Raw genomic sequence first — 24422 nt, 5'->3', positions numbered from 1 at the left:
CTCCCCGCGCCCCGGTCTGGGGCTGTGGCGAGGCTTTTCAGCACGCCCCCGACATGCCCGCAAGGACATCGCTGAAGCCTGCTGGGAGGGGTTCTTCCAACCCCTTGGAACCACCCCACGCGTAGGCCCTCCGGGAGGCCCGAAAATGTCAGACCCACCCCGTATTCTTCCCTCCGTCGCCGCACACGAGGGGAACCAAAAATGGCCGCGTCAGTGATTGATAATCGCGTCGAGATTGTCTTCAGCTTCGACACCACCGGCAGCATGTATCCGTGTCTCGCGCAGGTGCGAAAGAAGCTGCATGGCACCGTGTCCCGATTGATGAAGGAGATTCCGGGCATCCGCATCGGCGTCATCGCGCACGGCGACTACTGCGACGCGCGCTCGACGTACGTGACGAAAATTCTGGACCTCACGGACGATGCGAAGGCCGTGGTGCGGTTCGTGGACAAGGTGGGGCAGACGGGCGGCGGTGACGCGCCGGAGTGCTATGAGTTGGTGCTGCGCGAAGCGCAATCCCTGTCATGGACGGTGGGCTACACGCGGGCCTTCGTGCTGATTGGTGATGACGTGCCGCATGCGCCGTCGGACAACCCGAAGCGCCTGGACTGGCGCAAGGAAGTGGACGCGCTGGGTAGGATGGGCGTCCCGGTGTACGGGGTGCAGGCGCTGGCGCGGCGCCATGCGACGCCGTTCTACAAGGAGCTGGCGGAGAAGTCGGGCGGCTTCCATCTAAGCCTGGACCAGTTCGCGCACGTCACCGACATGCTGCTGGCCGTCTGTTACAAGCAGTCGTCCGACGCGCGGCTCCAGGCCTACGAGACGGAGGTCGCGAAGGAGGGGCGGATGAGCCGCGGGCTGAACGCCATGTTCAGCACCATGCTCCAGCGAAAGACGTCGTCGGATTACGCGGAGACGGACCTGCGCGCCGTGGTTCCCGGCCGGTTCCAGTCGCTGGAGGTGGACGATGACATGCCCATCAAGGCCTTCGTCCAGGAGAACGGGCTGGGCTTCAAGACGGGACGGGGCTTCTACGAGTTCACCAAGACGGAGACCATCCAGGGCCACAAGGAAGTGGTGCTGATGGACCGCAAGACGGGTGACTTCTACAGCGGCGAGCGGGCGCGGGAGATGCTCGGGCTGCCGCCGGGGGAGACGGTGCGCATCCGTCCCGCCAGCCTGGAGAAGTACGTCGTCTTCGTGCAGAGCACCTCGGCGAATCGCAAGCTCGTGAATGGCTCGAAGTTCCTCTACGAGGTGGAGGACTGGGACGGGGCCAAGTCCCTCGCGGCCTGAGCGCTCCGGCGAAACGGGCCGAGGGCGAAGGAGACAACAGCGTCAACGGCCTGGGGTTCTCGTTGCGTGCGTGTCGACTGTTGGTCACGTGATGAACTCCATGAGCGGATGTTTCATGTGCCATGGAGCGCCCGACCCAAGGGTTGAAGAGGTGGCACCACGTCGTTACCTCGGACGACCGTGAGGTCCTGGGTCCCATGTCTGCTGCTGCTGTTGCTTTGCGTCAGCTGCGACGTCTTCGAGCTGCACCCCTATGAGATTCGAGGGGGCGTGCGGGACACGAATGCCCGGGCGCTCGAGCGGCTCCAGCGGAACGTCAGCGGCGGGTCCTTCCGCTTCGCGGTGCTGGGAGACATCGGCGTCTACCAGGACGATTCCGTCGACGCCGTGAAGGACCTGGCGCGGCGCGATGTCGACTTCGTCGTGCAGATGGGGGACCTGACGGAGTTCAGCTCCGCCCAGGAGTACGACTGGGTGGCGGGGCTGCTCGAGGACGCGTCAGTGCCCGCGCTGGCGGTCATCGGCAACCATGACCTGCTCGGCAAGGGGCGGGAGCTCTACCTCCACCGCTTCGGGCCGACGTTCCTGGCCTTCGAGCATGGGGGGAGCCGGTTCGTCCTCTTCGACTCCAACTCCCGCGAGTACGGGTTCCCGGGCAACGTGCCGGACCTGGAGCAACTGCGCTCGGCACTGGGCGAAGCGCCGGGTAGCGCGCACCTGTTCACCTTCTCGCATGTGCCACCTGGGCATGCGGACTTCGATGCATCGCTGACAGAGCCGCTGGAGCAGCTCCAGGCGGAGCACGGAGTCACGGTTTCCTTTCACGGCCACACCCACCGCTTCAGCACTGATGCGCGGCGGGGCGTGCGCTACTTCATCGCGGACTCGATAGAGCTCCACAGTTACCTGCTCGTCACCGTCGAGGGCGAGTCCGTGGCTGTGGAGCAGGTCTTCTTCTGATGGCGCGCACCTGGCTCGTGGGTGGACTGCTGGCGTCGATGCTGCTCGCGGCGCATCCCGTGCGCGCGGCGCCGAGAGAGGCGGGGGCGCCGTGGTACGTGCCGGACCACGCGGCGCTCCAGTTCGCCGGCTCGATTGGCATGTTGGCCGCGGGGCCAGGTTGGGCCTTCCTGGACGAGCAGTTGGAGCTGGAGGTGCTGGTGGGCTGGGCGCCTCGGGCGGTGGCGGGGGCGGACTTCGTCACCCTGACGCTCAAGGGCCAGTGGCATCCGTTCCACGTCACCCACCGCGAGTGGAGCTTTCGTCCGTTCACCGTGGGCGCGGCCTTCAGCTACACCTTTGGCGACGACTACTTCCTCACGCTGCCGGACCGCTATGTCTCCGGCTACTACTGGTTCAAGACGGCGCTGCGGCCCGCGCTGTTGCTGGGCGGGAGCGCGGGCCGGCCCGTGCCGTCGCTTGGCCTGAGGCACCTGGAGGGGTACTACGAACTGGTGGCGACGGACTACCGCATCGTCCAGTTCCTCCAGAACCCGAGCACCGTGAAGACGGGCCTGTTCACGCTCGCGCTCGGGGCGCGGGTCCGCTTCTGAAGCGCGCGGTGTGAAGCGGCGGCCCCCGTGGAGGCGGCCTTCAGCGCGGAGGCTGCGTCGCCGTGGCGGGAGGTGAGGGCGGCTCGGCCTCGGTCTGCGCGCCACCGCCCCGGAGTCGACGCAGGATGCGCGGGGCTTCTGCGGCGAAGCGCTCCTGGGCGTCCGGAAGGGGGCGGTCCCACAGGTCGCTGAGCTCCGTGCCGGGGAGTCCCGCGCCGAAGCGCACCTTCAAGTCCCGGCCGATGAGCGCATAGCGCGCCTCCCAGCCAATGGTGGTGAGCAGGTAGCGCCGAGGGTCTGGGCGGCTCATGGGAATCCCGTCACCGAGTTGCTCCGGTGAGTGGGTGTCACCCAGCAGGTCGAACAGGGTGGGCACCAGGTCGATGTGGCCGGTGACGGCCTCGACCTGCCCAGTCGGAAGCTTCTCGTCGAAGACGAGCATGGGGACATGGAGCTGCAGCTCGGTGACGTCGCTGGCGTGGCCGACCCGGCCGTGCTCGCGGAACTCCTCGCCATGGTCGCCAGTGAAGATGACCAGGGGACGCGTTCCGCGTGTGGCCTCCCACTGGCTCAAGAGCTCTTCCACCTTGGTGTCCACCTCGTAGGCGGAGTTCCAGGCGCGGGCCTTGAGGTGCTCGGCGGGGACTCGCGCGGTGGCCAGGCCTCCCTTGCCGTCCCAGGCGGGGGTGAACACCGCCGAGCGCGGCGGGTAGTCGTAGTCGAAGTGCGTGCCCGCGAAGAACACGAAGGTGAAGAGCGGCGTGTCCTTGGGCGTCGTGCGCGCCATGTCCAGCGCGTCCTTCACCATGGCGGTGTCTCGCAGGTGGCTGCGGCCCTCGTAGTCCGTGCGCAGGCCGCCATGCACGTCGCGGAACACGGTGTCCTTGAGGCCCATCCAGTCCACGGAGGACGCGGCGAAGAAGGCCTGGCGATAGCCATTCTCCCGGAGCGCCGGGAAGAGCAGGGGCGAGCGCCCGGCGCCGACCACCGCGTCGCGGCGCTGTGCTTCCAGTCCGAAGAAGAGGCTGAAGAGCGAGTAGTCCGTGGAGCTCGCCGCGCTGTGGTGATGGAGGAAGCGTGTGCCGTGCTCCGCCCTGCGCCAGAGGTGGGGCATGACGTCCGGGCGGAAGAAGTCGTCGCGCAGACTCTCCACGAGGATGAGGACGATGTCGGGCCGGCGCGTGAAGCGCACCGAGGCGGGGTCGATGGTCGACGCGGGGACGCCGGCCTCGGGGCTCACGCCCAGCCGCAGTCCAGACGCGGGGGGCCTGTCCGTCAGCCGCGTGAGCAGGGTGTTCATGCGCACGGGGGGTTGCAGGGGCAGGGTGGTGGCCGCGTGCAGCACGGCGCCACCATGGGCGAAGACGAGCCACGCGCTCGTCAGTCGCTCCACCGCGGTGACGAGGACGAGGATGGCGATGAGCCGGGCAACGTGGCGCGGACGGGGGACTCGCCGCAGGAAGTGGACGCCCGCCCAGACATCGAGCGCGAGGACGCCCAGTGTCGCCGCGCCCAGGAGCGCCAGCTCATGGGGAGCAAGCCCCGTCTCCGCGAGCGCGCGCGGCTGCATGGCCACCGCGAGCACCAGCCCGTTGATGTGGAAGCCCAGCGAGGACAGGACGAGCGCGTCCACGCCGAGCAGGGCCACGCCCAGCGCCACCATCACCGGCAGGGCCAGCGCATAGCGCCGCCCGAGCAGTATCAGGGGCAGAGTGGCCACGAAGGTGAGCAGCCCCAGGAACAGCGCCTGGACGATGCCGCCCACCAGCAGCACGGGACGCAAGGAGCTGGCCAGCCTCCCCACGGAGTCGAGCAGGGGGGCACCGAAGAAGAGCAGCGCGAGCAGCCCATGCAGCGTGCACCAGAGCAGCGCGGGGCCGAGCAAAGGCAGGGCGTCGGCCAACCGCGGGCGGAGCCTCTCGGCGGGAGTGACAGTGGCGGGAGGCATCCGAGACATCGCGCCTCCTGCTAGCCCGCCGCAGGCTGATGTTCAAGGAAGACAGGAACGCCCGGCCGCCTCCTCGCAGTGGATGCACGCCCGCTCACGCGACGCGTCGGATAGAGCCTCACATGTCTCGTGTCCGATGGCTCGGCGGTGCCAGGATGGGAGCATGCCGCCACGCAAGCTCGTGCGACACCTCGTCTGGCTGGAGTCCTTCACCGCGGCGGTGGAGGCGGGCAGCATTGAATCGGCCGCCGAGCACCTGGGTGTGGCCCGCTCCGTGGTGAGCGAGCACATCCGCGCGCTGGAGATGGCGCTGGCGGAGGGCGCCACGCTGCTGGAGCGCGGACCCGGCCGACGCCTCCAGCTCACCGCTCGGGGAGAGCGCCTCTTCGCTGGCACCCAGACGCCCCTGCACCAGCTCGACATGAAGCGGCTGCGCGACCTGGCCAGCGCGGAGCCCGTGGTGCGCCTGGGCCTCAATCCCACCCTGTCCATCTCCTTGCTCGGGAAGGTCGCCCGCGACGCCGCCGCCACCGGACTCAAGCTGGTGCTCAGCTTCGGCGGACCGCACGAATTGACGCGGCAGGTGCAAACGCGACAGCTGGACCTGGCACTGGACTTCACCCCGCTGCCGCCCCACGAAGGCGTGGAGTCGGAGTCCCTGCTGCGCATGTCGTTCGTCGTGCTCGCCGGCCCGGGGAACGCGCTGGCGAGCATGGCCTCGTCCCGGCGGACGCTGCACGTGAAGGACCTGGACGGACAGCCCTTCGTGGACTGGCTGCGAGACGACCCCTATGGCGGCGCCAACAGCGCGCGCTTCGCCGCCCATGGGGTCAAGGTGGCCGAGGTGGCCCGCGTCGAAAGCTTCCTTCTGCTCTACGAACTGCTGCGCGCCTTCAGCGCCTGCGCGATTACGCCCGACCTGCGGCCGATGCACCCCTTCCCCCTAGACATGCACGCCTGGCCCCTCAAGGAGGACGAGCCCCAGGCCGTGGAAGTCGTGGCCCTCTGGCCCTCCGGCGCGCTCAGTCCCGGTGCCTCCACCGTCCTCGACGGACTGCGTCAGCGCGTATGAATGCTCGTCGTTAAATCGACGAAGACGTCGAATTCTGCCGGTTTTCCGGAGCCTCCTGCGCCTGTATCTTCTCTGGGCTGAAAGTTTTCACCAGGAGTGCCCGGATATGACGCCAACGGAACTGACGATATCCCGCCTGCCCGCGCATCTGCGGCGCTACGTGGTGAGCCAGGACTACGACGCGTATACGCCGAGAGATCACGCCGTCTGGCGGCACATCCTGGGCAAGCTGCGCGGGCACCTCGGGGAGCGGGCGCACTCCGTCTATCTGGAGGGGCTGTCGGCGACGGGCATCAACCTGGAGTCCATCCCCAGCCTGGACGAGATGAACGAGCGGCTGTCGCGGCTGGGCTGGGCGTGCGTGGGCGTGCGCGGCTTCATTCCGCCAGCGGTCTTCACCGAACTCCAGTCGATGGGAGTTCTGGCCATCGCCTCGGACATCCGCACGCACGAGCACATCGAGTACACGCCCGCGCCGGACATCGTCCATGAGAGCGCGGGGCACGCGCCCATCATCGCCAACCGGCGGTACGCGGAGTACCTGAAGGCGTGCGGCCTCGTGGGCTTCAAGTCCATCGCGAGCGTGGAGGACCAGGCCGTCTTCGAGGCCATCCGCAACCTGTCGGTGGTGAAGGAAGACCCGGACGCGAGCCCGGAAGAGGTCGCTCACTCAGAGGCGCGACTGGAGGCGGCGAGCGCCAGCCGTCGGTACGTGAGTGAGAGCACGCGGGCGACGCGGCTGTACTGGTGGACCGCGGAGTACGGCCTCGTCGGGAGCCTGGAGTCGCCGCGCATCTACGGCGCGGGGCTGCTGTCGAGCATTGGCGAGGCGGCACTCTGTCTGACGCCGGCCGTGCGGAAGCTGCCGCTCGGCGTGGCGTGCGCGGACATGGACTTCGATATCACCCGGATGCAGCCGCAGCTCTTCGTGGCGCGGGACTTCGAGCACCTGTTCGAGGTGCTGTCGGAGTTCGAGTCCACGCTGGCGTGGAAGCGCGGCGGCGACTTCGGGCTGGAGGTGGCCCGGCAGGCGCGCACGGTGAATCACCTGGTGCTGGCGGATGGCCGCGAGGTGACGGGGCGCGTCCTGGAAACGGTGGCCGCGCCCGCCGAGGTGGCCCCGGGGCTCACCACCGCGCTGGTGCGGATGGAGGGTCCGGTCCTCACCTCGCGCGGTGGCAAGGGGGATGGGAGTCGGCCGTGGAACGGTCCGGCGCTGGTGGCCTTCGGTGCGGGCAGCCTCCCGGAGCGTGGAACGTTCAAGTTGTCACTGGCCAGCGGGCTGGAGTTGGAGGGCTTCGCGGCGGGCGGAGGCGAGGTGCTGGCGCTGCGGGCTCGGCTCGCGGGCCGCGCGCTGGACGTGCCCGCGGTGACGAAGCTCTTCGTCACCACGCACCTGCCCTCGGTGGCGGGTGGGCCGGCGGACCCGGAGACGTGGGACCGGTGGTTCGGCGAGCTGGGAGCGTTCGCGGAAGGTGACGGCGAGTCGAAGGCGCGCGAGCGCAAGGCGCTGGCCCTGCACCCGTCGCTCGCGGCGCTCTACCGGGAGGTTCGCGGTCTGCGCGACTCGGGGAAGTCGAAGCCGGAGCGTCTGGCGCAGATCGCCGCCGCCGCGACGGACTTCCAGGACGACTGGCTGCTGCGAGCCGAGGTCGACGAGCTGAAGGCCCGGGCCTGAGGTCGCATCCCGGGGAGTGAAACGTCCCGTCGAGTGCCGCGCCTCCCCGCGTGGCCGCTCCTTGCTTGCCGTCACCCATGAAAACGACGCGGGCCCGACCACGTAGAAGTCACGTGGTCAGGCCCGTCGTTGACGTCAGTGCTCCCGCGACATCCGCGGGGGACCGCCGTGCTCACTTCTCCTTGGAGGCAATCTTCCGCAGCGCCTTCTGGTCCCTCACGCAGAGGATGCGGCCGACATTGCCGAGCACGCCCTCGCGCTTCATCTCGTTGATGAGCGTGGACACGAACGAGCGCGACGCGCCCACCAGGTCCGCCAGGTCCTGCTGCGTGATTCCGCGCAGGTCCGTCTCCCCGCCGTGGGGGCAGCGCTCACCGTGCGCCTCCACCAGCGTCAGCAGGGTGTCCGCCAGCCGCGCGGGAACTTCCTTGAAGGTCAGCCCCAGCACGCGCTTGCGCAGGGCACGCACGCGCTCGGCGTAGGCGCGCACCACGTCCACTGCCAGCGCCGGCCGGGCCTCGAGCTGCGCGCGGAAGTCGCGGCCCTCGATGCTCCACACCTCGGCCTCGCCCGCGGCGATGGCCATCTCTTCAATCGGCGTCCCCTCGGGGCGGAACAGCTCGCCGAACAAGTCGCCGGGGCGGAGGATGGACACCACCGAGCGGGTGCCATTCTTCCCGATGCGCATCAGCCGGACGCGGCCGGACTTGAGCAGATAGACGCGGTCCGTGTTGTCGCCAGGACGGTAGATGGTCGAGTTGTGCGGGAAGGACTCGACCTTGAAGTAGCCCTTGAAGTCGATGGCCTCCTGCCCCGGAACAAGCTTGTTCGCGGTGACCATCATCCCGGAGCTGGTTGCCTGGAGCGGCGCCACGACGTTGGAACCGATAGGGCCGAGGGGGCGATTGAAACCGTGCATGGCATTCACTCCGTGGAAAGCAATCGGGGGTAGGACCGGCCGCCTGCTTCAGCGGCAACGGGGCTTACCTTTTCCAAGGAACGTGCCACTGGGGAATGAAGTGCTCCGGAAGGAACACATCCAGGAATGCCGGGTACTTAGCGCTAGAGGTCCGTAGCACCCACCTGTCTGTGTCCGAAACCTGAAACAGAACGTTCAAACAGTCTGATCATGTTGAACGAAACGTTCAAAGGGTGGGGCCCTTTGTCGTGGCCCGGACAGTGTTCAGGGGTCGTCTTTCACGGTGAACCCGTGCCCTAGAGGGTTCTGTCCCTGTGAAAGATTGTACTTCTGCAGTTTGCGCTCGAGGGTGGGGCGACTGATTTTAAGAATCTGGCAGGTGCGACCCTTGTGCCCCTTTGTGACGGCCATGGCACGGGCGATGAGCATCCGTTCAGCTTCCTCGAGCGTGGGGATGAGGCTGGCGTCATCCACCGCGGGGGCGGTGAACATGAGGGTATTGCTGGCGGCGCGGCCCGACTCCGGGGAGGGCGGGATGTCCAGCGTGGGCAGGTCATCCCCGCGCAACACATCGCCCGGCGCGAGCACCACGGCGCGGGTGAGCACGTTCTCCAGCTCGCGCACGTTGCCCCGCCAGGGCAGGCGCGTCAGGCGCTCCATGACTTCAGTGGGCACGCGGGTGACGCGCTTGTGCACCTTCTCGTTGATGCGCTCGAGCAGGTGCTTGACGAGCAACTGGATGTCCTCGCGCCGCTCGCGCAGCGGGGGAATCAGGAGGGTAATCACCTTGAGGCGCTGGTAGAGGTCCTCGCGGAAGCGGAGGTTCTCCACCTCCTCGGCGAGGTTGCGGTGGGTGGCGGCGATGACGCGGGCGCGCAGCTTGATGCGCTTGACGCCGCCCACGCGCTCGAACTCGCGCTCCTGGAGCACTCGCAAGAGCTTGGCCTGGAGCATCATCGACATGTCGCCAATCTCGTCGAGGAAGACGGTGCCTTCCTCGGCCAGCTCGAACTTGCCGGGCTTGCCCGCCGTCGCGCCGGTGAAGGCGCCCTTCTCGTGGCCGAACAGCTCGCTCTCCAGCAGCGTGTCGACAATGGCCGAGCAGTTGATGCCGATGAAGGGCCGGGGCTCGTCGTACGAGTAGTTGTGGATGACGCGGGCGATCAGCTCCTTGCCGGTGCCACTCTCTCCCGTAATCAGCACGGTGGCGTGGCTGCCCGTCACCTTGCCAATCTCCTTCACCAGCTGCTGCATGGAGGGGCTGGTGCCGACGATGTCGCCCAGGCGCACCGCGGCGTTCTCCCGGTTCACCTCGTCCGCGCGGCGTGACAGCTGGCGGTACTCCAGCGCGCGCTCGACGACGAGGTCCAACGCGGCCGGGTCCGGGAAGGGCTTGTGGATGTAGTCGAAGGCCCCCGCCTTCATCGCCCGGATGGTGGTCTCCATGTCGTGGTAGGCGGTGACGAGGATGATGCGCGCGTCGCCGCACAGCCCCTTCATCTCCTCGATGATCTCCAGACCGGTGCGGTCCGGCAGCATCATGTCGAGGATGACCACGCTGGGCATGGAGTCCTGCGCCGCGCGCAGCCCCGCCGCGGCGCTGGTGGCGGTGGCCACCTGGTAGCGTGGCTGGCCGTCGTGTTCGATCTCCTCGAAGTGCATCTTCAACGTCTCGAGGAGCGACACGTCGTCATCGACGATGAGAAGGGTCTCCATCATGGCTTCCTTCTCAGGTGGCGAATGTGAGCGTGAAGACCATGCCGGGCTCGGCGCTGCCTTCGGCGGCGACGTCCCCTCCTTGTCCCATCATCACCCGGCGCAGCGCGGCGAGTGACAGTCCCGCGCCGCGCGCCAGCCTCGAGCCGAAGGGCTCGAAGAGGGTGCCGTTCTCCTCCGGAGGCAGAGCGGCGGCGGGGTCCTTGAGTACCATCAGCACGCGGCCCGGCGGGCCCCGGCGAAGGGCCACCTCCACCGGACTGTCCTCGGGTCGACCCATGGCCACGTTGAGCAGCACCTGGGCCAGCACGGGCCGCAGGCGGTTGGGGTCCACGCGCACGCGAGGCAGCTCCGCCTCCTCGTCCACGCGCACCTCGATGCGGCGCTCGGCCAGTTCGGGCGCCACCATGCCCGTGGCCTCTTGAATCACCGAGCGCAGCACGTGCGCGTCCAGGTTGGGCGTGGTGTCGCGGCCATACTCGGACAGGAGCCAGAGCATGCGCTCCATGGTGCGAATCTCGCGGTTGGCGATGGTCAGCCGCCGCCTGTCCCGGTCCGACAGGCCCGTGTTCCGGGCCAGCGTCTGCACCGCCATCTTCACGGAGGACAGGGGGTTGCGAATCTCGTGGCTGAGGGAGCTCGACAGTCGGGAGATCTGCACCGGCGGGGCGCCTTCCAACAGGACGTTGAGGTCCTGGGCGCACGCTCCGGCCTCGCCCTCGTCCAGGCCGAGCGTCAGCCGCAGGGGCGTGGCGTCCTCGTTCCCCAGCGCCGAGGAGATGAACTCCACGGCGCGGCGGTCCTCGCGGGCCCGTGCGTCCAGCTCGCGGGCGCGCTCGGCGGAGACACCGAGGACCTGGTGGAGAGGACGGTCGAGCAGCTCCTCGACGGGGCGGCGGAGCACGGCGGCGCAGTCACCCTGCGCGCGGGTCACCCGCAGGCCTGGAGACCAGGCGAGCAATGCGGCTTGCAGGAGGTGGGCGTTCATTGGTGGGTCCCGAACATAACGAGTAAGGTTCCGCGCTGTCCCCTTATGTCCCTCATCGCGCGTTTCCCGAAGAACCTTGTGTCGGCCCTCCTCTTCCTTTCAGGAGGTACGGCGCTGGTCTACGAGTTGGTCTGGTCCAAGTATCTCGGGAACGTCCTGGGCAACAGTGGGCAGGCGCACGCGGTGGTGCTCGCCACCTTCATGGGCGGCCTGGCGCTCGGTGCATCTGTCTTCGGGAGGACAGCGGACCGGGTGAAGAGCCCGCTGGCCTTGTACGGAGTGCTCGAGTTGGGCGTGGCGCTGTACGCGCTGGCCTTCCCGTACGTGCTGGATGCCCTGGGTGCCCTGTGGCTGGCCGTCGCGCCCGGCGTGCCGGATGGGTGGCGGGTGGGTCCCCGGCTGCTGGTGGCGGCGGTGTCGCTGGTGGTGCCCACGCTGCTGATGGGCGGCACGTTGCCGGCGCTGGTGCGGCACTTCGCGGACAGCCTCTCCGGGGTGCAGCGGGAGCTGGCGCGCCTGTACGCCGTCAACAGCCTGGGCGCGGCGCTGGGCGTCTTCATCGCGGGCACGAAGCTGGTGCCGGTGCTGGGCCTGTCCGCTTCCGCGAAGCTGGCCGCGGGGCTCAACCTGCTCCTGGCCGTCGCGGCGCTGCTGCTCGCGCGCAGGCATCCTCCCGCCCTGGCGCCGGGACAGTCCGCGCCGGTGTCCGAGAGCACGGCGAACCTGGCCTATCCCCGCGTGGCGGTGCGAGCGGCGCTGGTGGGCGTGGCGCTGTCGGGCTTCACGTCCATGCTGTACCAGGTGACGTGGATCCGGCTCTTGTCCATCGTCCTGGGCGCGTCCACGTACGCCTTCACGCTCATCCTCACCGCGTTCATCCTGGGCATCGGCCTGGGCAGCTTCTGGCTGATGACGCGCGCTCAGAAGTCGGACCCGCTGAAGCTGTACGGGCAGATGCAGGTGGCGCTGGTGGCCAGCCTCTGCGTGGCCCTGCCGCTGTACGTGCGGCTGCCGCACCTGTTCCGCTCGGCGCAGTGGATGATGACGCGCTCGGTGGACACCTGGCCATTGTTCCAGTTGTTGACGTTTGGCTTCTGCTGCCTCGTCCTGCTGGTGCCCACGTTCTTCATGGGCGCGGCCTTCCCGGCGGCGGCGCGCGTGGCCACGGCGAAGGTGTCCGAGGTCGGCCGTGAGCTGGGCGGCGTGTACCTGTGGAACACGGTGGGCACGATTACGGGCTCCGCGCTGGGCGGCCTGGTGCTGATGCCGTGGTGGGGCATGGAGGGCAACTTCGTGGCGGGCGTGGTGGCCAACCTCGCCGCCGCCGCGCTGGCCTTCCACGCGCTGCCGGGCCGTCCCTCAAGCCCCGTGCGCGCGCTGTGGCCGGTGGGCGCCGTGGCCCTGCTGGCGGCGGTGGTGCTGGGCGGCATGAGCGGCTGGTCCGTCCGGCTGTCGGGCATCGCCTCCATCCGCTCCCACCAGAAGCCCCCGGAGAGCTACGCGAAGCTGGTGGAGGAGACGGAGAAGAACATCCACCCCATCTTCTACCGCGACGACACCTTCGCCACGGTGATGGTGGCCGACTACCCGCAGGACCACCTGCGCTTCATGAAGCTCAACGGCAAGATTGACGCCTCCAACGGCAGCGACGTGGAGACGCAGGTGATTGCCGGACACCTGGGCGCGCTGCTGCACCCGCGCGAGCCCAAGAACGTGCTCCTCGTGGGCGCGGGGGCGGCGATTACCGCGGGCAGCGTGCTGGCGCATCCGGTGGAGCGGCTGGACATGGTGGAGATCGCCCCGGCGGTCATCGACGCCGCGCGCCTGTTCAAGGAGGACAACCGCAACGCGGTGGATGACCCCCGCACGCGCGTCCACATCGACGACGCGAAGACGTTCATGGCGCTGGCCGAGCGCAAGTACGACCTGGTGGTGAGCGTGCCCTCCAACCCGTGGGTGGCGGGCGTGTCTGGCCTCTTCACGCGGGACTTCTTCCAGACGGTGGACCGCCACCTCGCGGATGACGGCGTGCTGGTGCAGTGGATTCACACCTACGAGAGCAACGACGAACTCATCCGGCTGGTGGTCCGCACGCTGCGCGACACCTTCCCGCATGCCACGACGTGGCTGGGGCCGCATGACCTGGTGCTCGTGGCCAGCCGCAAGCCGCTGGCTTTCGACGCGGAGCGCCTGGCCCAGCGGATGGCGGTGCCGGAGGTTCGCGCGGACATGGGGCGCGTGGGGCTGACGGACGTCTTCGCGCTCCTGTCCAAGCAGGTGCACAGCGAGGACGGGCAGCTGGCCTTCGCGGGCCCGGGCCCCATCAACACGGATGACCACAACCTGCTGGAGTACGCCTCGCCCATCGCCTTCTTCGTCGCGAACATCGACGTGCGCGTGAAGGACGAGCGCCGCTCTCCCGAAGGCGGCTCGCGGCTGTTCCTGGAGGACTACCTGCGCCAGCACCCGCCCACGGCCGAGGAGGCCGCGCGGCTGTACCGCAACATGGAGCGCTACCACGCGGCGAATGATCCACTGGTGCGCGGCGTGGCCACGCTGTGGCGCTCGGTGGCCCCCGACAGCCGCGAGGCGACGGTGGCGCTGGGCAAGGCCGCCCTGGCCCAGAAGGATTTGACGCTGGCCGCTTCCCTCCTGGAGCCGGAGGTGGCGAAGGGCGGGCGCGAGCCGGAGCTGGTCGCCGCCTACCTGAAGCTCGTCGCCGAGCGGGCCTGGGCGACCCGGACGGTGTGGACCCCCGTGGACGCGGCCCCCGCGCTGGCGCTGGGCCGGCAGGTGGCCTCCGAGTTCCCCGCTGACGCGGAGCTCGCACGCGCCGTGCGAAACCTGTGCGATGCTCTCCCCGCCTCGGCGTGCGCCCCCTCGAAGACGCCCGTCGCAGCCCCGGTTGGCCCCTGAGCGGCCTTCCAGTCTCTGAGAAAAAGAGCTATCCGCCGGGAATTACAGGGGATTGGCCCCATCCTCCCGATGACGGATGGAGGTGCAGGTGGGATCTCCCGTACTGTGCTTTTCAACCCCGAGTAACAGGGTGTCTTTCCCGTTCTGAACCCCAGGAGACTTCCCATGAAGGCGATCTCGAAGAAGAACCAGCTCCGCAAGGCTCGTGGTCAGGGCATGACCGAGTACATCATCATCGTTGCCCTCATCGCGATCGCCGCCATCGGCGTTGTGACGCTGTTCGGCGACAACATTCGCAAGCTGTTCGGCGCCTCCGCGGCGGCCCTGGCGGGTAACTCCAACGTCGCCAACGACGGCCAGAGCTCCAACGTCGCCCTGAACAAGAAGACCATGAAGAGCTTCGGCGAGAACAACGCCTACTAAGCTTTCATGTCTTGGATGCGTCGCCTCACGGCGGTGCCTCTACTCACGTGGCGGGTGTCCTCTTCATCGAGGGCCCCGCCATGTTTCTTTGTGCGCTCGTGCTCGGCGGCAGGGCAGGTGGCCGGGGCGCGGCGCGAAGTCCAGGATGCCCCCGTGACCGAGCCCACCTCCGCGGACCTCTTGCTGCTGCGTCGCCGGGTGGTGCTGTACCGGGTGCTGTCGCTGGTGCTGACGGTGTCCTTGCTGGGCGTGTTGTTCGCCGTGAAGCGGGCGATGACGGTGCCCGAGGACCCGGAGGTCGAGGTCTTCGACGTGCCCGCCGTCTTCGAGTCGCTGGCGAAGAAGAACCCCGACGCGGCGGACATCTCCGACACCTTCTTCTTCTCGGACAGCGCCACGGTGCATCTGCACGTCATGGGGCGCGGGCAGGCGTGTCCGCTGCACATCCACCGCCGGACGCATGAGGCCACCGTCATCGTCGCGGGGCAGGCGGAGGTGCATCAAATCTGGGGGCGGGAGGGGGTGCTGGCGGAGCGGCGGGGGACGCATCATCCCGGTGCGTTGATTGCCTCCGAGCCCTTCACCGGCCACGCGTGGTTCAACCGCGCGGAGGACCAGATGCTGGGCAACCTCGTGTTCGCCACGCCGCGCTTCGACGGAAACCTGTACGTCGAGCCGACGGATGCGCGACTGGCGCAGGGGCCGGAGCCCTTCACCTACGCGCCGACCCGCGCGCTCGTCATGCTGGCGGAACAGGCAGGAGGCGTGACGGTGGAGACGTTGCCGGCGCTGGAGGGGAAGATGTCCAGCGTGGTGCTCGCCAAGGGGGAGCATGCCCTGACGGCCACGCGCGCAGAGCCCGCCATCGTCTACGTGGCGGAGGGTTCGGGCTCCCTGGATGCGGCGGACGAGCGGCCGGTGAAGCCGGGCCAGCTCTGGGTGCTACGCCGTGATGCGACGGTGCGCGTGGCGGAGGGGGCCTCGCTGATGATGTATGTCTTTCGTCCTCCCGTGGACGCTCCGCCAGACGTGGCGCACGCGCCCTGAGGCGCCCGAGGCTTCGTTGCCTCGCGATGAACGCCCGAGACTTCGCGGTGGATGGCCCGAAGGTCCACTCCACAACGGCCGGTGTCGAGGCGCGTTGCATGAAGGACTCGAGGGGCGCGACTCGCACGGAGACCGTGCGCCCAACCCGCCCGATGATGCTCGGAGGGCCGCCCGAGCCCCCATTTGAGGGAGCCCGTGACAGGTTGCCCGCTTCATTCGTGGCGTCTCGACGTGGCGGGGGTTGACCCTCACGCGACGTGAGGCCTTAGACATCTCATCCGAGGTGAAGAGATGGCTCTGACGGTCAGCCAGGTGGCCCGATTGGCGAAGGTCAGCGTTCGGGCGCTGCATCACTACGACGAGCTTGGCCTGCTGTGTCCTTCGGGGCGCAGCGAGGCGGGGTATCGGCTGTACACGCAGGCGGACCTGGAGCGGTTGCAGCAGGTGCTCTTCTTCCGGGAGCTCGCCTTCCCGCTGGAGGAGATCCGCCGCATCCTGGGTGACCCTCGCTTCGACCTTCGCGCGGCCTTGCTCATGCAGCGGCAGTTGCTGACCGAGCGGGCCTCGCGGCTGGACGCACTCCGCCACGCCGTGGACGCGGCGTTGGACGCACTGGACCAGGGGAAGACGATGGACAGCGAGAAGATGTTCGAGGCGTTTGGGGACTTCGACCCCTCGAAGTACGAGGCCGAGGTGAAGGAGCGCTGGGGCGACACGGAGGCCTACAAGGAATCGGCCCGGCGGACCTCGCGCTACAAGAAGGAGGACTGGAGCGCCATCAAGGCGGAAGGGGACCAGCTCATGAAGGCGCTCGCGGAGCACCTCGGTGCAGGACGCGCGCCGACAGAGCCCGACGTGCTGGCGCTCGCGGAGGCGCATCGCCAGTACATCTCGAAGTGGTTCTACCCGTGCTCGTACGTCATCCACCGAGGGCTCGGGGAGATGTACGTGAGTGACTCCCGCTTCACGGAGAACATCGACAGCGTGAAGCCCGGGCTCTCGCGGTACCTGCGAGACGCCTTCGTGGCCAACGCGGAACGCAACGGCGTGGAGTCGTGACGTCCGTCACGCCCGGGCGACTGGACGTCGTCTCGCCCTGAGCCACACGAAGCCGAGCCCCGCCCAGCCGAGCAGGGACAGCAGGAGTCCCGCGCGGAAGCTGAGCGGGGTGTAGTCGAAGCGGACGTGGTGCTCACCGCGTGAAAGGCGCACGGCTCGCAGCGAGTGGTCCGCGCGGTGGATGGGGGCGTCCTTGCCGTCCACTGTCGCGCGCCATCCCGGGTAGTAGCTGTCCGAGACGATGAGGTAGCTGTCGTCGCAAGCCCTCACGTCCAGTGCCAGGTGCTGGGCTCCGCTGCTGGAGGGCCGCACGGAGCTTTCGCAATCGGGACGTTCGAGTGGCTCGCCCGAGGCGAGGAAGGCAATCTCCCGGAAGGGCTGGTCGGCATCCAGCACCGCCTCCAGGGCTTCGTCATCCGTGACGACGCGGGCGCGCTGGACGAGGAAGGCTCGGGGCAGGGCGGTGCGCGAGCGGGAGAGCGTGGTGCCGTCCTCGGCGCGGTGGAGCAGCTCCAGGTCCTCGAACGGGGGCGGGCCCTGGCGGAGATAGTGTGTGACGCCGGCCAGGTCATAGACGCTGCGCTCTCCGGCGAGGTGGAAGCGGTCCGAGCGCACGGGCTCTGGGGCGCCGTAGCCTTCGAGCGCGGGCAGTCGCTCCTCGACGAATCTGTTCGGCATGAGGCGGTCGAGGCTGCGCTCGATGGTGTTCGTCACCACGGCGCGAGTGGGGTCCTCGGGGCCTTCGATGTCAGCGCTGATGCGTCCCTGAAATGGCTGGGGCAACAGCGTGCGTAGGGAGAAGGGCTGTCGAAGCGAGTCCCAGGGCGTGTACTTGGGAATCCCCAGCAGCGAGTGTGCCGCCGCGAGTTCGAGGACGGCGAGAGCCGCGAGTCCATGGCGAACGCGGCGCGGGCGCGCGAAGGACCACGGCAGGAGGAAGAGGATGAGGGTGGCGAGCCCGAGCGCGAAGGGCACCCAGGGTGCACCGGCCTCGGCGGAGGCGCGCATGGGGAGCATGCGCACCACGGGGCCGATGGCTGCGATGGCTGCGCCCATGGCGACGAAGGCGATGGCGGCCTTCAGTCGGGAGGGAGGCAGCTTTCGTGCGAGCCGGCCCAGCGCATCCAGCCCGAAGGCCGAGAGCACCGCGAGGCAGAAGGCCGCGCCCACGAAGTACTTCGCGGGGTAGCGGAAGAGCGAGAACGGCGGCACGGACTGGAGGACCCAGGCCGAGGGAGGAAAGTGCCGCCCCAGACTCAGCATCACCAGCGTGAGGGCCCCTACGATGAAGGGCCGTGCGCGACGCGGGCCATGCAGTCCGCCGACGATGGCGAGCGCACAGGGCAGGGTGCCGAGAAACAGGTTGAGGATGAACCACTGGTCCTCGCCCCAGTACCTGTCACGAGGCCAGTCCGCGAGCGGCCACACAGAAGACAGCACTTGCGGCCAGGATACGGACCAGGCGAGCTGCTCGGCCCAGCCGCGCTGGGAGCGCAGGGAGTTCCGAGCGAACTCCGCCGCAGGGAACAGCGCCACCGACGCGAGCACGGCGGACAGGATGAATCCCCCGGTGATACGCGCCACCGCGAGTCCCCGGGCCTGGAGGCGGGTCCGTGCGTCGCGCGTGCTCGAAGGCGCTACCGACGAAGGAACGCCGTGGAGCTGAGAATGGGGGACCGCTTCGCGACCCATCAATGGATTCCGCGCGGCCGTACCGTGCTCGGCGATGTGCTCGTGCGCGAGGAGGTGAGGTTGCTCGACTCCCGCGTCCGAGGGCCTCGCGGCTCTGGCGACAATCAACTGTTCCGCACGGAGTGGTCGATGGCCCTCCTTCGTCAGTTCCGAGGTGGCGCCGAACGGAGGCAGGCTCGACCGCGCGACTTCTGAGTGATGCGACGCGGATGCGGTCAGTACCGCGTGGGGCTGAAGGGCTCGGCTCGCTACTTCCGAATCGGAGCGGACCTGGGTCCCTTGCTCGCTCGCGGTCGATGTGTCGGCGTGTGGCCCCGCCAACGTCGCGACCGAAACAGGGGGAGGCGCGCCAACGGGTAGCGGCTGAGCGGCTGCATGCGCCTCGGGCGTGGGCAACCCGCGTGTCGCCGAGGGCCCTTCATGCGCCCGACGCCTCGACGAATCCGTGAGGAATGCCACCAGCACCGCGACGATTCCCTGCCACAGCGTGGTCTCGGGCGAGCCCGCGAAGAGAGACAGGGCAGAGAAGATGGAGAGGCGAGCGAGCGGACCGGGTCCGGGCCGGTGCGCGAGGTCATGCGCCGCGAGGAGGATGAACCCGCTCCATGCTGCCGCGTCCACGACGTTCTGCTGGATGCCCAGGTCCGTCATCATCGGTGACAGGCCGAACATCGCCCCCGCGACGAGTGACGCGGGCCACGAGGCTCGCAGCTTCCTGGCGAGCAGGAACACTCCCACCGAGGCGAGCGCCGCGTGCGCGATGTGCAACACCGTCATCGAGACGATGGGACCGGAGACGAGCACCGCCACCCATCGCGGTGGATAGAACACCTGCGAGTAGAGCGTGGCCGCGAACGGTTGCCCCAGTCGCAGGTACGGCGTCCACAGCGGCAGTTCGCCCGCGCGCAGGGACTCCAACAGGAAGGCGGAGTCAGGGAAGAAGATGCGGAACACGTCTCGACCGGCGAGCAGCTCTCCGCGCAGCACCGGGCTGTAGGCGAAGGCGAGCATCGCCACGAGCCCCGCGACGGCGAGCCCCGCCTTCTTCACTTCCGTCCGCCGCGCGGTCATGGATGGCCCGTCGCGGTGGTGCGCTCACGAATCCACAGCACGTAGTTGCCGTCACGAGCCTCCTCGCGCCAGCCGCCGAGCACCTTCAGGTTGTCGAGCAGGATGTTGCCGGGGTTCTCGATGTCCCAGAGCAGGTAGTCCGGGTCATAGCGCGTCAGGGCTTCTTCCCAGCCGGGCTCGCCCCAGACGAGCTTGTCGTAGTCCTCGTGGACCGACATGGGAAACGGGTCGTTCCGGCTGTCGATGAACACCTTGTAGTCGGCGCCCGCGAAGAACGAGATGGGCCCGCCGATGACGAAGGGGTTGAGCACCTTGCCCGGAGGATGTTTGCGCAGCGCCTCGAAGACCGGGATGGGGATGACGGAGCGCTTCACGCCCTGCTCGAACGGCAGTGGGCTCTGCGCATGAATCAGGACAAGTCCCAGCAGCGCCAGCGTGGGCCAGAGCCCGCCGCTGGCCTTGTCGTTCCAACCGGCCGTCAGTCCATCGAACCGTGACCAGAAGCGCTTCCACGCTCCGACCGGCGCGTCCGTTGCCACGGCGGTGTCCCGGCTCAACGCGACATGCTCCAGGAGGGCGAGCGCCAGCAGCACGGCGGCGAAGGGGGCATGGCGCTGCACCTTGATGGCGGCGAGGCCGAGCACGAAGGTGGGGAGGAGGATGGCCACTTTGCGCACGCGAGCCTGTCCCACGGCGAAGCAGGCCGCGCCGCCGAGCGCGAGGTAGGCCCAGCTCGAGGCAAGGTCCAGGTTGAGCGGGCGCCACTCGACGATGGTCTGCGTGGACGGCAGCAGCGAGTGATGGAGCGGGTACAGGTAGATGTTGAGCCCGTCCGGACCCAGTCCCGCCATGAGGAACGCGGCGACGCTGAAGCCGATGGCGCGCAGCGAGCGCCGGCGCGACTCCGGGGTGCCCTCGTCCAGGGCCTGTCCGACAGCGGTCGCGCCGAGCAGCGCGGGGCCGAGCAGCCAGCTCCCGTGGACGTTGGCCCAGACGGCGCCGAGGAAGGGGAACACCCAGAGGATGCGGTCATTGCCCGCGCGCCAGGACTGGATGGCGAGCACCGCGAGGGTGAAGAGCAGGTGGCCCAGATGGTAGGGGCGCTCTTGAGGCCACGTGGGCGCGTAGACGACGAGGAGGGCCGCGAGCGTCGCCACGGCGAGCAACCCACGCCGCCCCGAGGCCGCGCGCTCCAGGACGGTCCACAGGAGCATGAGGTTGAGGGCGACGAGGCCGGCGACCAGGAGAGCGGGCCCAGCGGCGCCGAGCCAGCGGACCAGTGCGACGCAGAGGACGCCGAAGCCCCACTCATGAGGGACCCAGCCGGCGGTGCCCGTGACGCTGAAGGGGTCGATGCGAGTGAAGCCGTTCTTCAAGACGAACTGTCCACCGGCGAGGTGGAAGAACAGGTCGAAGTTCTTGAGCGGCGACATCCCGAGCCGCACGGTGAGCACCAGTGCCGCCAGGGCCGCTGGACCGGGAAGGAGGAGGGACCGCGTTCTCATGTGGGCCGCAGGCTACTTCGCTCCTGGCGCCCTGCGAAGGCATGCCTGCAGGGAAGGACAGGGGGCGAGTAGGGTCCTGGGCGTGGCAGGGTGCTGCCTGTGCCGCGAAAGCCGTCGGGATGCGGCAGGACGAAGTCCCCGGGGCTCCTGCGAGGAGCGGTCCGAGATGGAGATCACATGAGTCGTGCCTATCGGCTGTCGTGGAGTGCGGTGACGCTGCTCTTGCTGACCTGGGGGTTGGCAGGCTGCAAGCGTGAGGCGAATGGGAGCGACCCCGACGCGAAGATGCTCGCGGTCATCGGCACTCGTTGCGCGGCTCCGAGCGATTGTGGCCCAGGCCTGGTGTGCGCCGGCGGGACGAACTTCGCTCACACGGATGGGGGCTCGACCTGTGAGCTTGCCTGCGACCCGAGAGGAAATGACTCGTGTCCTGAAGGATGGAGCTGCGTCATCTCCAGCGATGGCCCTGGCTCCACTCTTCCAGGTCATTGCCGCGATATTCGTCCGTGAAGTTGCACATGTGAGGGACTCGATTCGCGAGGTCTGGGGTGGGTTCAGTCCACGCGTCCAGTGAGTCGTTGTTCCAAGAGGGTGTCGCCAGCCAGTTGTGCGTACCGGTGAAGGCGCTGCATGATTGCAATGTTGGTTCGTTCATCACGAATCAACCAATCAACAGCGTCCGTCAGCGACTCATGTGCGAGGTCATTCTCGACGGCCAGTGCCAGCAGTGCATAAGCCAAGGTTCGTGCGGCGTCGGGGTCACCATGGCCAAGGGCGATTCGGATCTCACGGGCGAGCGACTGCACTCCTTGGCGAGGCTCGACCATCGCTTGATGAATCAGTTCACGAACGTCCAGGGTCATGGGTCGCTCAATCCTATGGGGGCTCCAGGCTACTTCTCCCTTGGGACCCCTGCGAAGAAGGATGGTTGCTGGGGCGCAGGAGGGGTTTGCGGAATCGCCGGTCCCGAGGCCTGGTGGGGCAGCGGGGTCAGTGCTCGCAGGTGCTCTGTTCATGGTTCCAGGCGCCACCCGAGTCGAGGCACGTGTCGATGCGCCACCACCGCCCGCAATATGGCACTCCGAGCGACACAGTCAGCCCCAGGAGCACAGCCATGGTGGCATATCGCCAACGGGTCGCGAGCCAATCACCGAGGGTTCGTGGGTTCATGATCGTCAGGTGCTTCGAGATAGGGAAAGGGCATTGGAGCGAGGACTGGGGCTTGTCGCAAGCCTTTGGCTCTAGTTTGCGAACACTCCCCTAGCGCATGTTCAACGCGGCGTTCAGGGCCGCCGCAGCCGCGCAGGCCCAGCGCCGGCCGATGGCGACATAGCCTGGCGCGTGGATGAAGGGCGGAAGATCCTCCTGGGACCTGCGGTCGACGTCCATGTTCAGGGGCCAGGCGTCCTGCGAGGCTCTCGCCAGTCGCACCGCCCGCCACGACGCGCCCGCGGCCTCCAGGACACTCAGGTAATCGTCCCGCACCAGCCAGCGTGCGGCATTCTCCAGGATGACGGGCCGCATCGCCCTCGTCGCCGGTTGGACGGGGTGCCACTGCTTGGCCCGCCGGCGATATTCCTTCAACTCCTCCTGGCGCAGCGCGATGAGCCTCTCCCGAAAGGAGTCCTCCGTGTCCTCCAGGAGCTCCAACGTGGTGCGCCCTTGCTTCGCGTAGAACATGTCCGTCGCGTCATCCGCTCGGGCCCTGGCTTCCACGAACGCGACATAGTCCCGGGTGGCCACAAGCAGCTCCCGCTCCGCCTCTTCCAGAGGGGTGATCGTCGCCGGCCGCGACTCCTCAGGCACCTCGACGAAGCACTCCTCATAGGGTCCGCTCAGGCCTCGCGGGTCGAGGCTCGAATGCTTGTAGCGGTACCAGGCGACGCGATCCGGGAAGACGAGGGCGAACTCCGGCAACGGGGGCTGCCGTGGTGGCGGCGTGTGGAGCGCCCAGTCACCGGGATCGACGGTGCACAGCGTCCGGATCGCTTGCAGGCCCCGCACCCGCTGGAGATCCAGCCATGCATAGAACGAGGGCTCGAAATCCCCATCGCAGGCGAAGCCGCGAAAGACGTCCCCCTCCCTCTTCGTCACGCCCACCCACGGGTCGTCGAGCACCGCCGCTCGCAGGTCGCGCCCTCCGAGCCGCGCATTGCCGACGATGACGGCCTGCCATGCATAGAGATGGACCGAAACGAGCATCCCCCTACCTTCCCGAGCCCGCACGCCGGTGACAAGCCCCCACGCGTCGTACGGTTCCGGTAGTCGCGGAGGTCACTGTCGCGTGAGAAGGTTCAGGTGGCGCCCCGCCCCCACGGCCCAGCGCGCCGCGCGGCGGCAGGTCCACCTTCACCAGGTCCATGGATACAGGACCGCCGCCGCGGTTCATGCGGATTCCCTTCCTCCGTTGCTCATTTGTGCCGCGCGTTGCTCGAGTTGAGTCAACACCAGATGTGCTGACGCCACGTTGGTCGCGCACGGCGTATTGTGCACTTCGCAGGCGCGGACCAGGGCGTTGATGTCCGGTTCGTGCGACTGCGGTGTCATCGGGTCGCGCAGGAAGATCAAGCAGTCGATCTCACCCTCCACCAACAGCGAGCCGATCTGCAAGTCGCCGCCAAAGGGGCCGGAGTGCTTGCGGTCCACTTCCAGCCCCAGTTCGTTGGTCAGGCGGCCGCCGGTGGTGCCGGTGGCGGTCAGCGTGCAGGTTGAGAGGAAGGCTTTGTATTCAGCGGCCAGGGCGAGCATGTCGTCTTTTTTCGTGTCGTGAGCAATCAATGCAATGCGGAGTTTCATTCGGGATTCCCTAGGTTTCTAGACGGCCGATAGAGTCAGGCCCGCACGAGGGCGATGTTGAATATCCCCGCGATACCCAGAACCTACCCACCATCCATCTCGGCTCAACCCCTAACATCGTCCTCCGCGAATCCGCGAGTTATCACCCGCTCCTCTCGCACAAAAAAGACATCGACACTGTCCCTCCGGACAATGGGCCTCATGGTCACGAAGACAGCGGATATGCGGGATAGACGCCCTGTTGAAGGGGGAAGGTGGAGCGGGGTTGAGGAAGTCCCCTGAGTGATGCTCCCGGCCGGCGTGAGCGGGCTGACCTGCGGGGCCGCATGTCCCCCCAGTGAGCCCCGCAAACGGGGACGAGAGCGGGGCAAGACGGGACGGGCGGCACAACGAACCGACGTGAGCCCAAGGCGATGGTGGATAACGCGCGCATGCCCGGATCGAGCATCCTCGGCCCATCGCTGAAATGCCTGAGGGGTCGAAGGGTACGCGCTTCGATGCACTCACCTCGCGAAGCAACGGGCACGGCCGTATGTGAAAGGCCCGTCGAGTTGGCCTCCGCGGAGGCGGTGACGGTGGCTCGCATCAAGCAGGACGAGGAAGCCTCGCGTGTCGTCACATTGACTCGGCGATTCTGTGAAGTCGCGCGCTCGCGAGGCGCTTCACAGGGCGCAAGACCCACGAGGTCTTGCAGGCCCTGTGAAGGTTTCACCATTACGCTCCAGGCCCGCTACCGTCTTCGG

The 24422-nt window shown here is 68.1% G+C and carries 18 protein-coding genes; 9 read left to right on the top strand and 9 right to left on the bottom strand.

Annotated features, from left to right (window positions below; translation table 11 throughout):
• Positions 1–201 precede the first annotated feature (201 nt).
• The 3 genes from HUA78_RS01735 (at position 202) to HUA78_RS01725 (ending at position 2849) form a co-directional block, all read left to right on the top strand.
• On the top strand, positions 202–1296 hold the full coding sequence (locus HUA78_RS01735) for a vWA domain-containing protein (protein ID WP_174475518.1): 1095 nt from the start codon (positions 202–204) through the stop codon (positions 1294–1296).
• Positions 1297–1476: 180 nt separating this feature from the next.
• Complete coding sequence (locus tag HUA78_RS01730; RefSeq protein WP_371745471.1) at positions 1477–2256, top strand: metallophosphoesterase; 780 nt, start codon at positions 1477–1479, stop codon at positions 2254–2256.
• Positions 2256–2849, top strand: coding sequence for a hypothetical protein (locus HUA78_RS01725; RefSeq protein ID WP_174461279.1), 594 nt, complete (start codon positions 2256–2258; stop codon positions 2847–2849). Before HUA78_RS01730 ends, HUA78_RS01725 begins: the two co-directional genes overlap by 1 nt.
• Positions 2850–2889: 40 nt before the next feature.
• On the opposite strand, the gene HUA78_RS01720 is transcribed toward HUA78_RS01725, so the two are convergent.
• The gene (locus HUA78_RS01720; protein ID WP_174461278.1) at positions 2890–4806 is read right to left on the bottom strand and encodes a sulfatase-like hydrolase/transferase; all 1917 of its coding nucleotides are present in this window, start codon (positions 4804–4806) and stop codon (positions 2890–2892) included.
• 154 nt (positions 4807–4960) lie between these two features.
• Here HUA78_RS01720 and HUA78_RS01715 point away from each other — a divergent pair, with 154 nt between their 5' ends.
• Both HUA78_RS01715 and HUA78_RS01710 read left to right on the top strand, forming a co-directional pair.
• Positions 4961–5869 (top strand): LysR family transcriptional regulator, encoded by a 909-nt coding sequence (locus tag HUA78_RS01715; RefSeq protein WP_174475517.1) that lies wholly within the window; start codon positions 4961–4963, stop codon positions 5867–5869.
• 106 nt (positions 5870–5975) lie between these two features.
• Positions 5976–7547 (top strand): aromatic amino acid hydroxylase, encoded by a 1572-nt coding sequence (locus tag HUA78_RS01710; protein WP_174475516.1) that lies wholly within the window; start codon positions 5976–5978, stop codon positions 7545–7547.
• Between the two features lie 172 nt (positions 7548–7719).
• Here the strand turns inward: HUA78_RS01710 and mrpC are convergent, their stop codons facing one another.
• The 3 genes from mrpC to HUA78_RS01695 form a co-directional block, all read right to left on the bottom strand.
• Positions 7720–8466 carry a Crp/Fnr family transcriptional regulator MrpC gene (gene mrpC / locus HUA78_RS01705; RefSeq protein WP_015351149.1) on the bottom strand — a complete coding sequence of 249 codons (747 nt, stop codon included), beginning with the start codon at positions 8464–8466 and terminating at the stop codon, positions 7720–7722.
• A gap of 264 nt (positions 8467–8730) precedes the next feature.
• Positions 8731–10182 (bottom strand): sigma-54 dependent transcriptional regulator, encoded by a 1452-nt coding sequence (locus HUA78_RS01700; protein WP_174475841.1) that lies wholly within the window; start codon positions 10180–10182, stop codon positions 8731–8733.
• A gap of 13 nt (positions 10183–10195) precedes the next feature.
• The gene (locus HUA78_RS01695) at positions 10196–11170 is read right to left on the bottom strand and encodes a sensor histidine kinase KdpD (protein ID WP_141643902.1); all 975 of its coding nucleotides are present in this window, start codon (positions 11168–11170) and stop codon (positions 10196–10198) included.
• Between the two features lie 45 nt (positions 11171–11215).
• On the opposite strand from HUA78_RS01695, the gene HUA78_RS01690 reads away from it, so the two are divergent.
• From HUA78_RS01690 to HUA78_RS01675, 4 genes are all read left to right on the top strand, one after another.
• Positions 11216–14086 carry a fused MFS/spermidine synthase gene (locus HUA78_RS01690; RefSeq protein ID WP_174475515.1) on the top strand — a complete coding sequence of 957 codons (2871 nt, stop codon included), beginning with the start codon at positions 11216–11218 and terminating at the stop codon, positions 14084–14086.
• 165 nt (positions 14087–14251) lie between these two features.
• Positions 14252–14509 (top strand): hypothetical protein, encoded by a 258-nt coding sequence (locus HUA78_RS01685; protein WP_141643904.1) that lies wholly within the window; start codon positions 14252–14254, stop codon positions 14507–14509.
• Between the two features lie 153 nt (positions 14510–14662).
• Positions 14663–15556, top strand: a complete 894-nt coding sequence (locus HUA78_RS01680) for a hypothetical protein (RefSeq protein WP_174475514.1) — start codon at positions 14663–14665, stop codon at positions 15554–15556.
• A 291-nt stretch (positions 15557–15847) separates the two neighbouring features.
• Positions 15848–16615, top strand: coding sequence for a MerR family transcriptional regulator (locus HUA78_RS01675; RefSeq protein ID WP_141643568.1), 768 nt, complete (start codon positions 15848–15850; stop codon positions 16613–16615).
• A gap of 6 nt (positions 16616–16621) precedes the next feature.
• Here HUA78_RS01675 and HUA78_RS46115 read toward each other — a convergent pair whose 3' ends face one another.
• From HUA78_RS46115 to HUA78_RS01650, 5 genes are all read right to left on the bottom strand, one after another.
• Positions 16622–19378: a YfhO family protein gene (locus HUA78_RS46115; protein WP_254623520.1), complete on the bottom strand. Its 2757-nt coding sequence runs from the start codon at positions 19376–19378 to the stop codon at positions 16622–16624.
• Positions 19375–20883, bottom strand: coding sequence for a hypothetical protein (locus tag HUA78_RS01665; protein WP_141643567.1), 1509 nt, complete (start codon positions 20881–20883; stop codon positions 19375–19377). Before HUA78_RS01665 ends, HUA78_RS46115 begins: the two co-directional genes overlap by 4 nt.
• 554 nt (positions 20884–21437) lie before the next feature.
• The gene (locus HUA78_RS01660) at positions 21438–21746 is read right to left on the bottom strand and encodes a hypothetical protein (RefSeq protein ID WP_174475513.1); all 309 of its coding nucleotides are present in this window, start codon (positions 21744–21746) and stop codon (positions 21438–21440) included.
• Positions 21747–22143: 397 nt separating this feature from the next.
• Positions 22144–23085, bottom strand: a complete 942-nt coding sequence (locus HUA78_RS01655; protein ID WP_174475512.1) for a hypothetical protein — start codon at positions 23083–23085, stop codon at positions 22144–22146.
• A 183-nt stretch (positions 23086–23268) separates the two neighbouring features.
• The gene (locus HUA78_RS01650) at positions 23269–23679 is read right to left on the bottom strand and encodes a methylglyoxal synthase (RefSeq protein ID WP_174453453.1); all 411 of its coding nucleotides are present in this window, start codon (positions 23677–23679) and stop codon (positions 23269–23271) included.
• Positions 23680–24422: the final 743 nt, after the last annotated feature.

It is taken from the genome of Myxococcus sp. CA033 (assembly GCF_013336625.1).
Classification (GTDB): Bacteria; Myxococcota; Myxococcia; order Myxococcales; family Myxococcaceae; genus Myxococcus; species Myxococcus llanfairpwllgwyngyllgogerychwyrndrobwllllantysiliogogogochensis.
The sequence above is the reverse complement of the archived record's forward strand: the minus strand, read 5'-3'. Positions and strand labels throughout refer to the sequence as shown.

Excerpts from the sequence above, each read along its gene's own strand:
- mrpC (WP_015351149.1), bottom strand. The coding sequence starts at position 8,466 with ATGCACGGTTTCAATCGCCCCCTCGGCCCTATCGGTTCCAACGTCGTG.
- HUA78_RS01655 (WP_174475512.1), bottom strand. The coding sequence starts at position 23,085 with ATGCTCGTTTCGGTCCATCTCTATGCATGGCAGGCCGTCATCGTCGGC.
- HUA78_RS01665 (WP_141643567.1), bottom strand. The coding sequence starts at position 20,883 with ATGAGAACGCGGTCCCTCCTCCTTCCCGGTCCAGCGGCCCTGGCGGCA.
- HUA78_RS01735 (WP_174475518.1), top strand. The coding sequence starts at position 202 with ATGGCCGCGTCAGTGATTGATAATCGCGTCGAGATTGTCTTCAGCTTC.
- HUA78_RS01690 (WP_174475515.1), top strand. The coding sequence starts at position 11,216 with ATGTCCCTCATCGCGCGTTTCCCGAAGAACCTTGTGTCGGCCCTCCTC.
- HUA78_RS01650 (WP_174453453.1), bottom strand. The coding sequence starts at position 23,679 with ATGAAACTCCGCATTGCATTGATTGCTCACGACACGAAAAAAGACGAC.
- HUA78_RS01700 (WP_174475841.1), bottom strand. The coding sequence starts at position 10,182 with ATGGAGACCCTTCTCATCGTCGATGACGACGTGTCGCTCCTCGAGACG.
- HUA78_RS01695 (WP_141643902.1), bottom strand. The coding sequence starts at position 11,170 with ATGAACGCCCACCTCCTGCAAGCCGCATTGCTCGCCTGGTCTCCAGGC.
- HUA78_RS01660 (WP_174475513.1), bottom strand. The coding sequence starts at position 21,746 with ATGACCCTGGACGTTCGTGAACTGATTCATCAAGCGATGGTCGAGCCT.
- HUA78_RS46115 (WP_254623520.1), bottom strand. The coding sequence starts at position 19,378 with ATGACCGCGCGGCGGACGGAAGTGAAGAAGGCGGGGCTCGCCGTCGCG.
- HUA78_RS01710 (WP_174475516.1), top strand. The coding sequence starts at position 5,976 with ATGACGCCAACGGAACTGACGATATCCCGCCTGCCCGCGCATCTGCGG.
- HUA78_RS01725 (WP_174461279.1), top strand. The coding sequence starts at position 2,256 with ATGGCGCGCACCTGGCTCGTGGGTGGACTGCTGGCGTCGATGCTGCTC.
- HUA78_RS01720 (WP_174461278.1), bottom strand. The coding sequence starts at position 4,806 with ATGTCTCGGATGCCTCCCGCCACTGTCACTCCCGCCGAGAGGCTCCGC.
- HUA78_RS01675 (WP_141643568.1), top strand. The coding sequence starts at position 15,848 with ATGGCTCTGACGGTCAGCCAGGTGGCCCGATTGGCGAAGGTCAGCGTT.
- HUA78_RS01715 (WP_174475517.1), top strand. The coding sequence starts at position 4,961 with ATGCCGCCACGCAAGCTCGTGCGACACCTCGTCTGGCTGGAGTCCTTC.
- HUA78_RS01685 (WP_141643904.1), top strand. The coding sequence starts at position 14,252 with ATGAAGGCGATCTCGAAGAAGAACCAGCTCCGCAAGGCTCGTGGTCAG.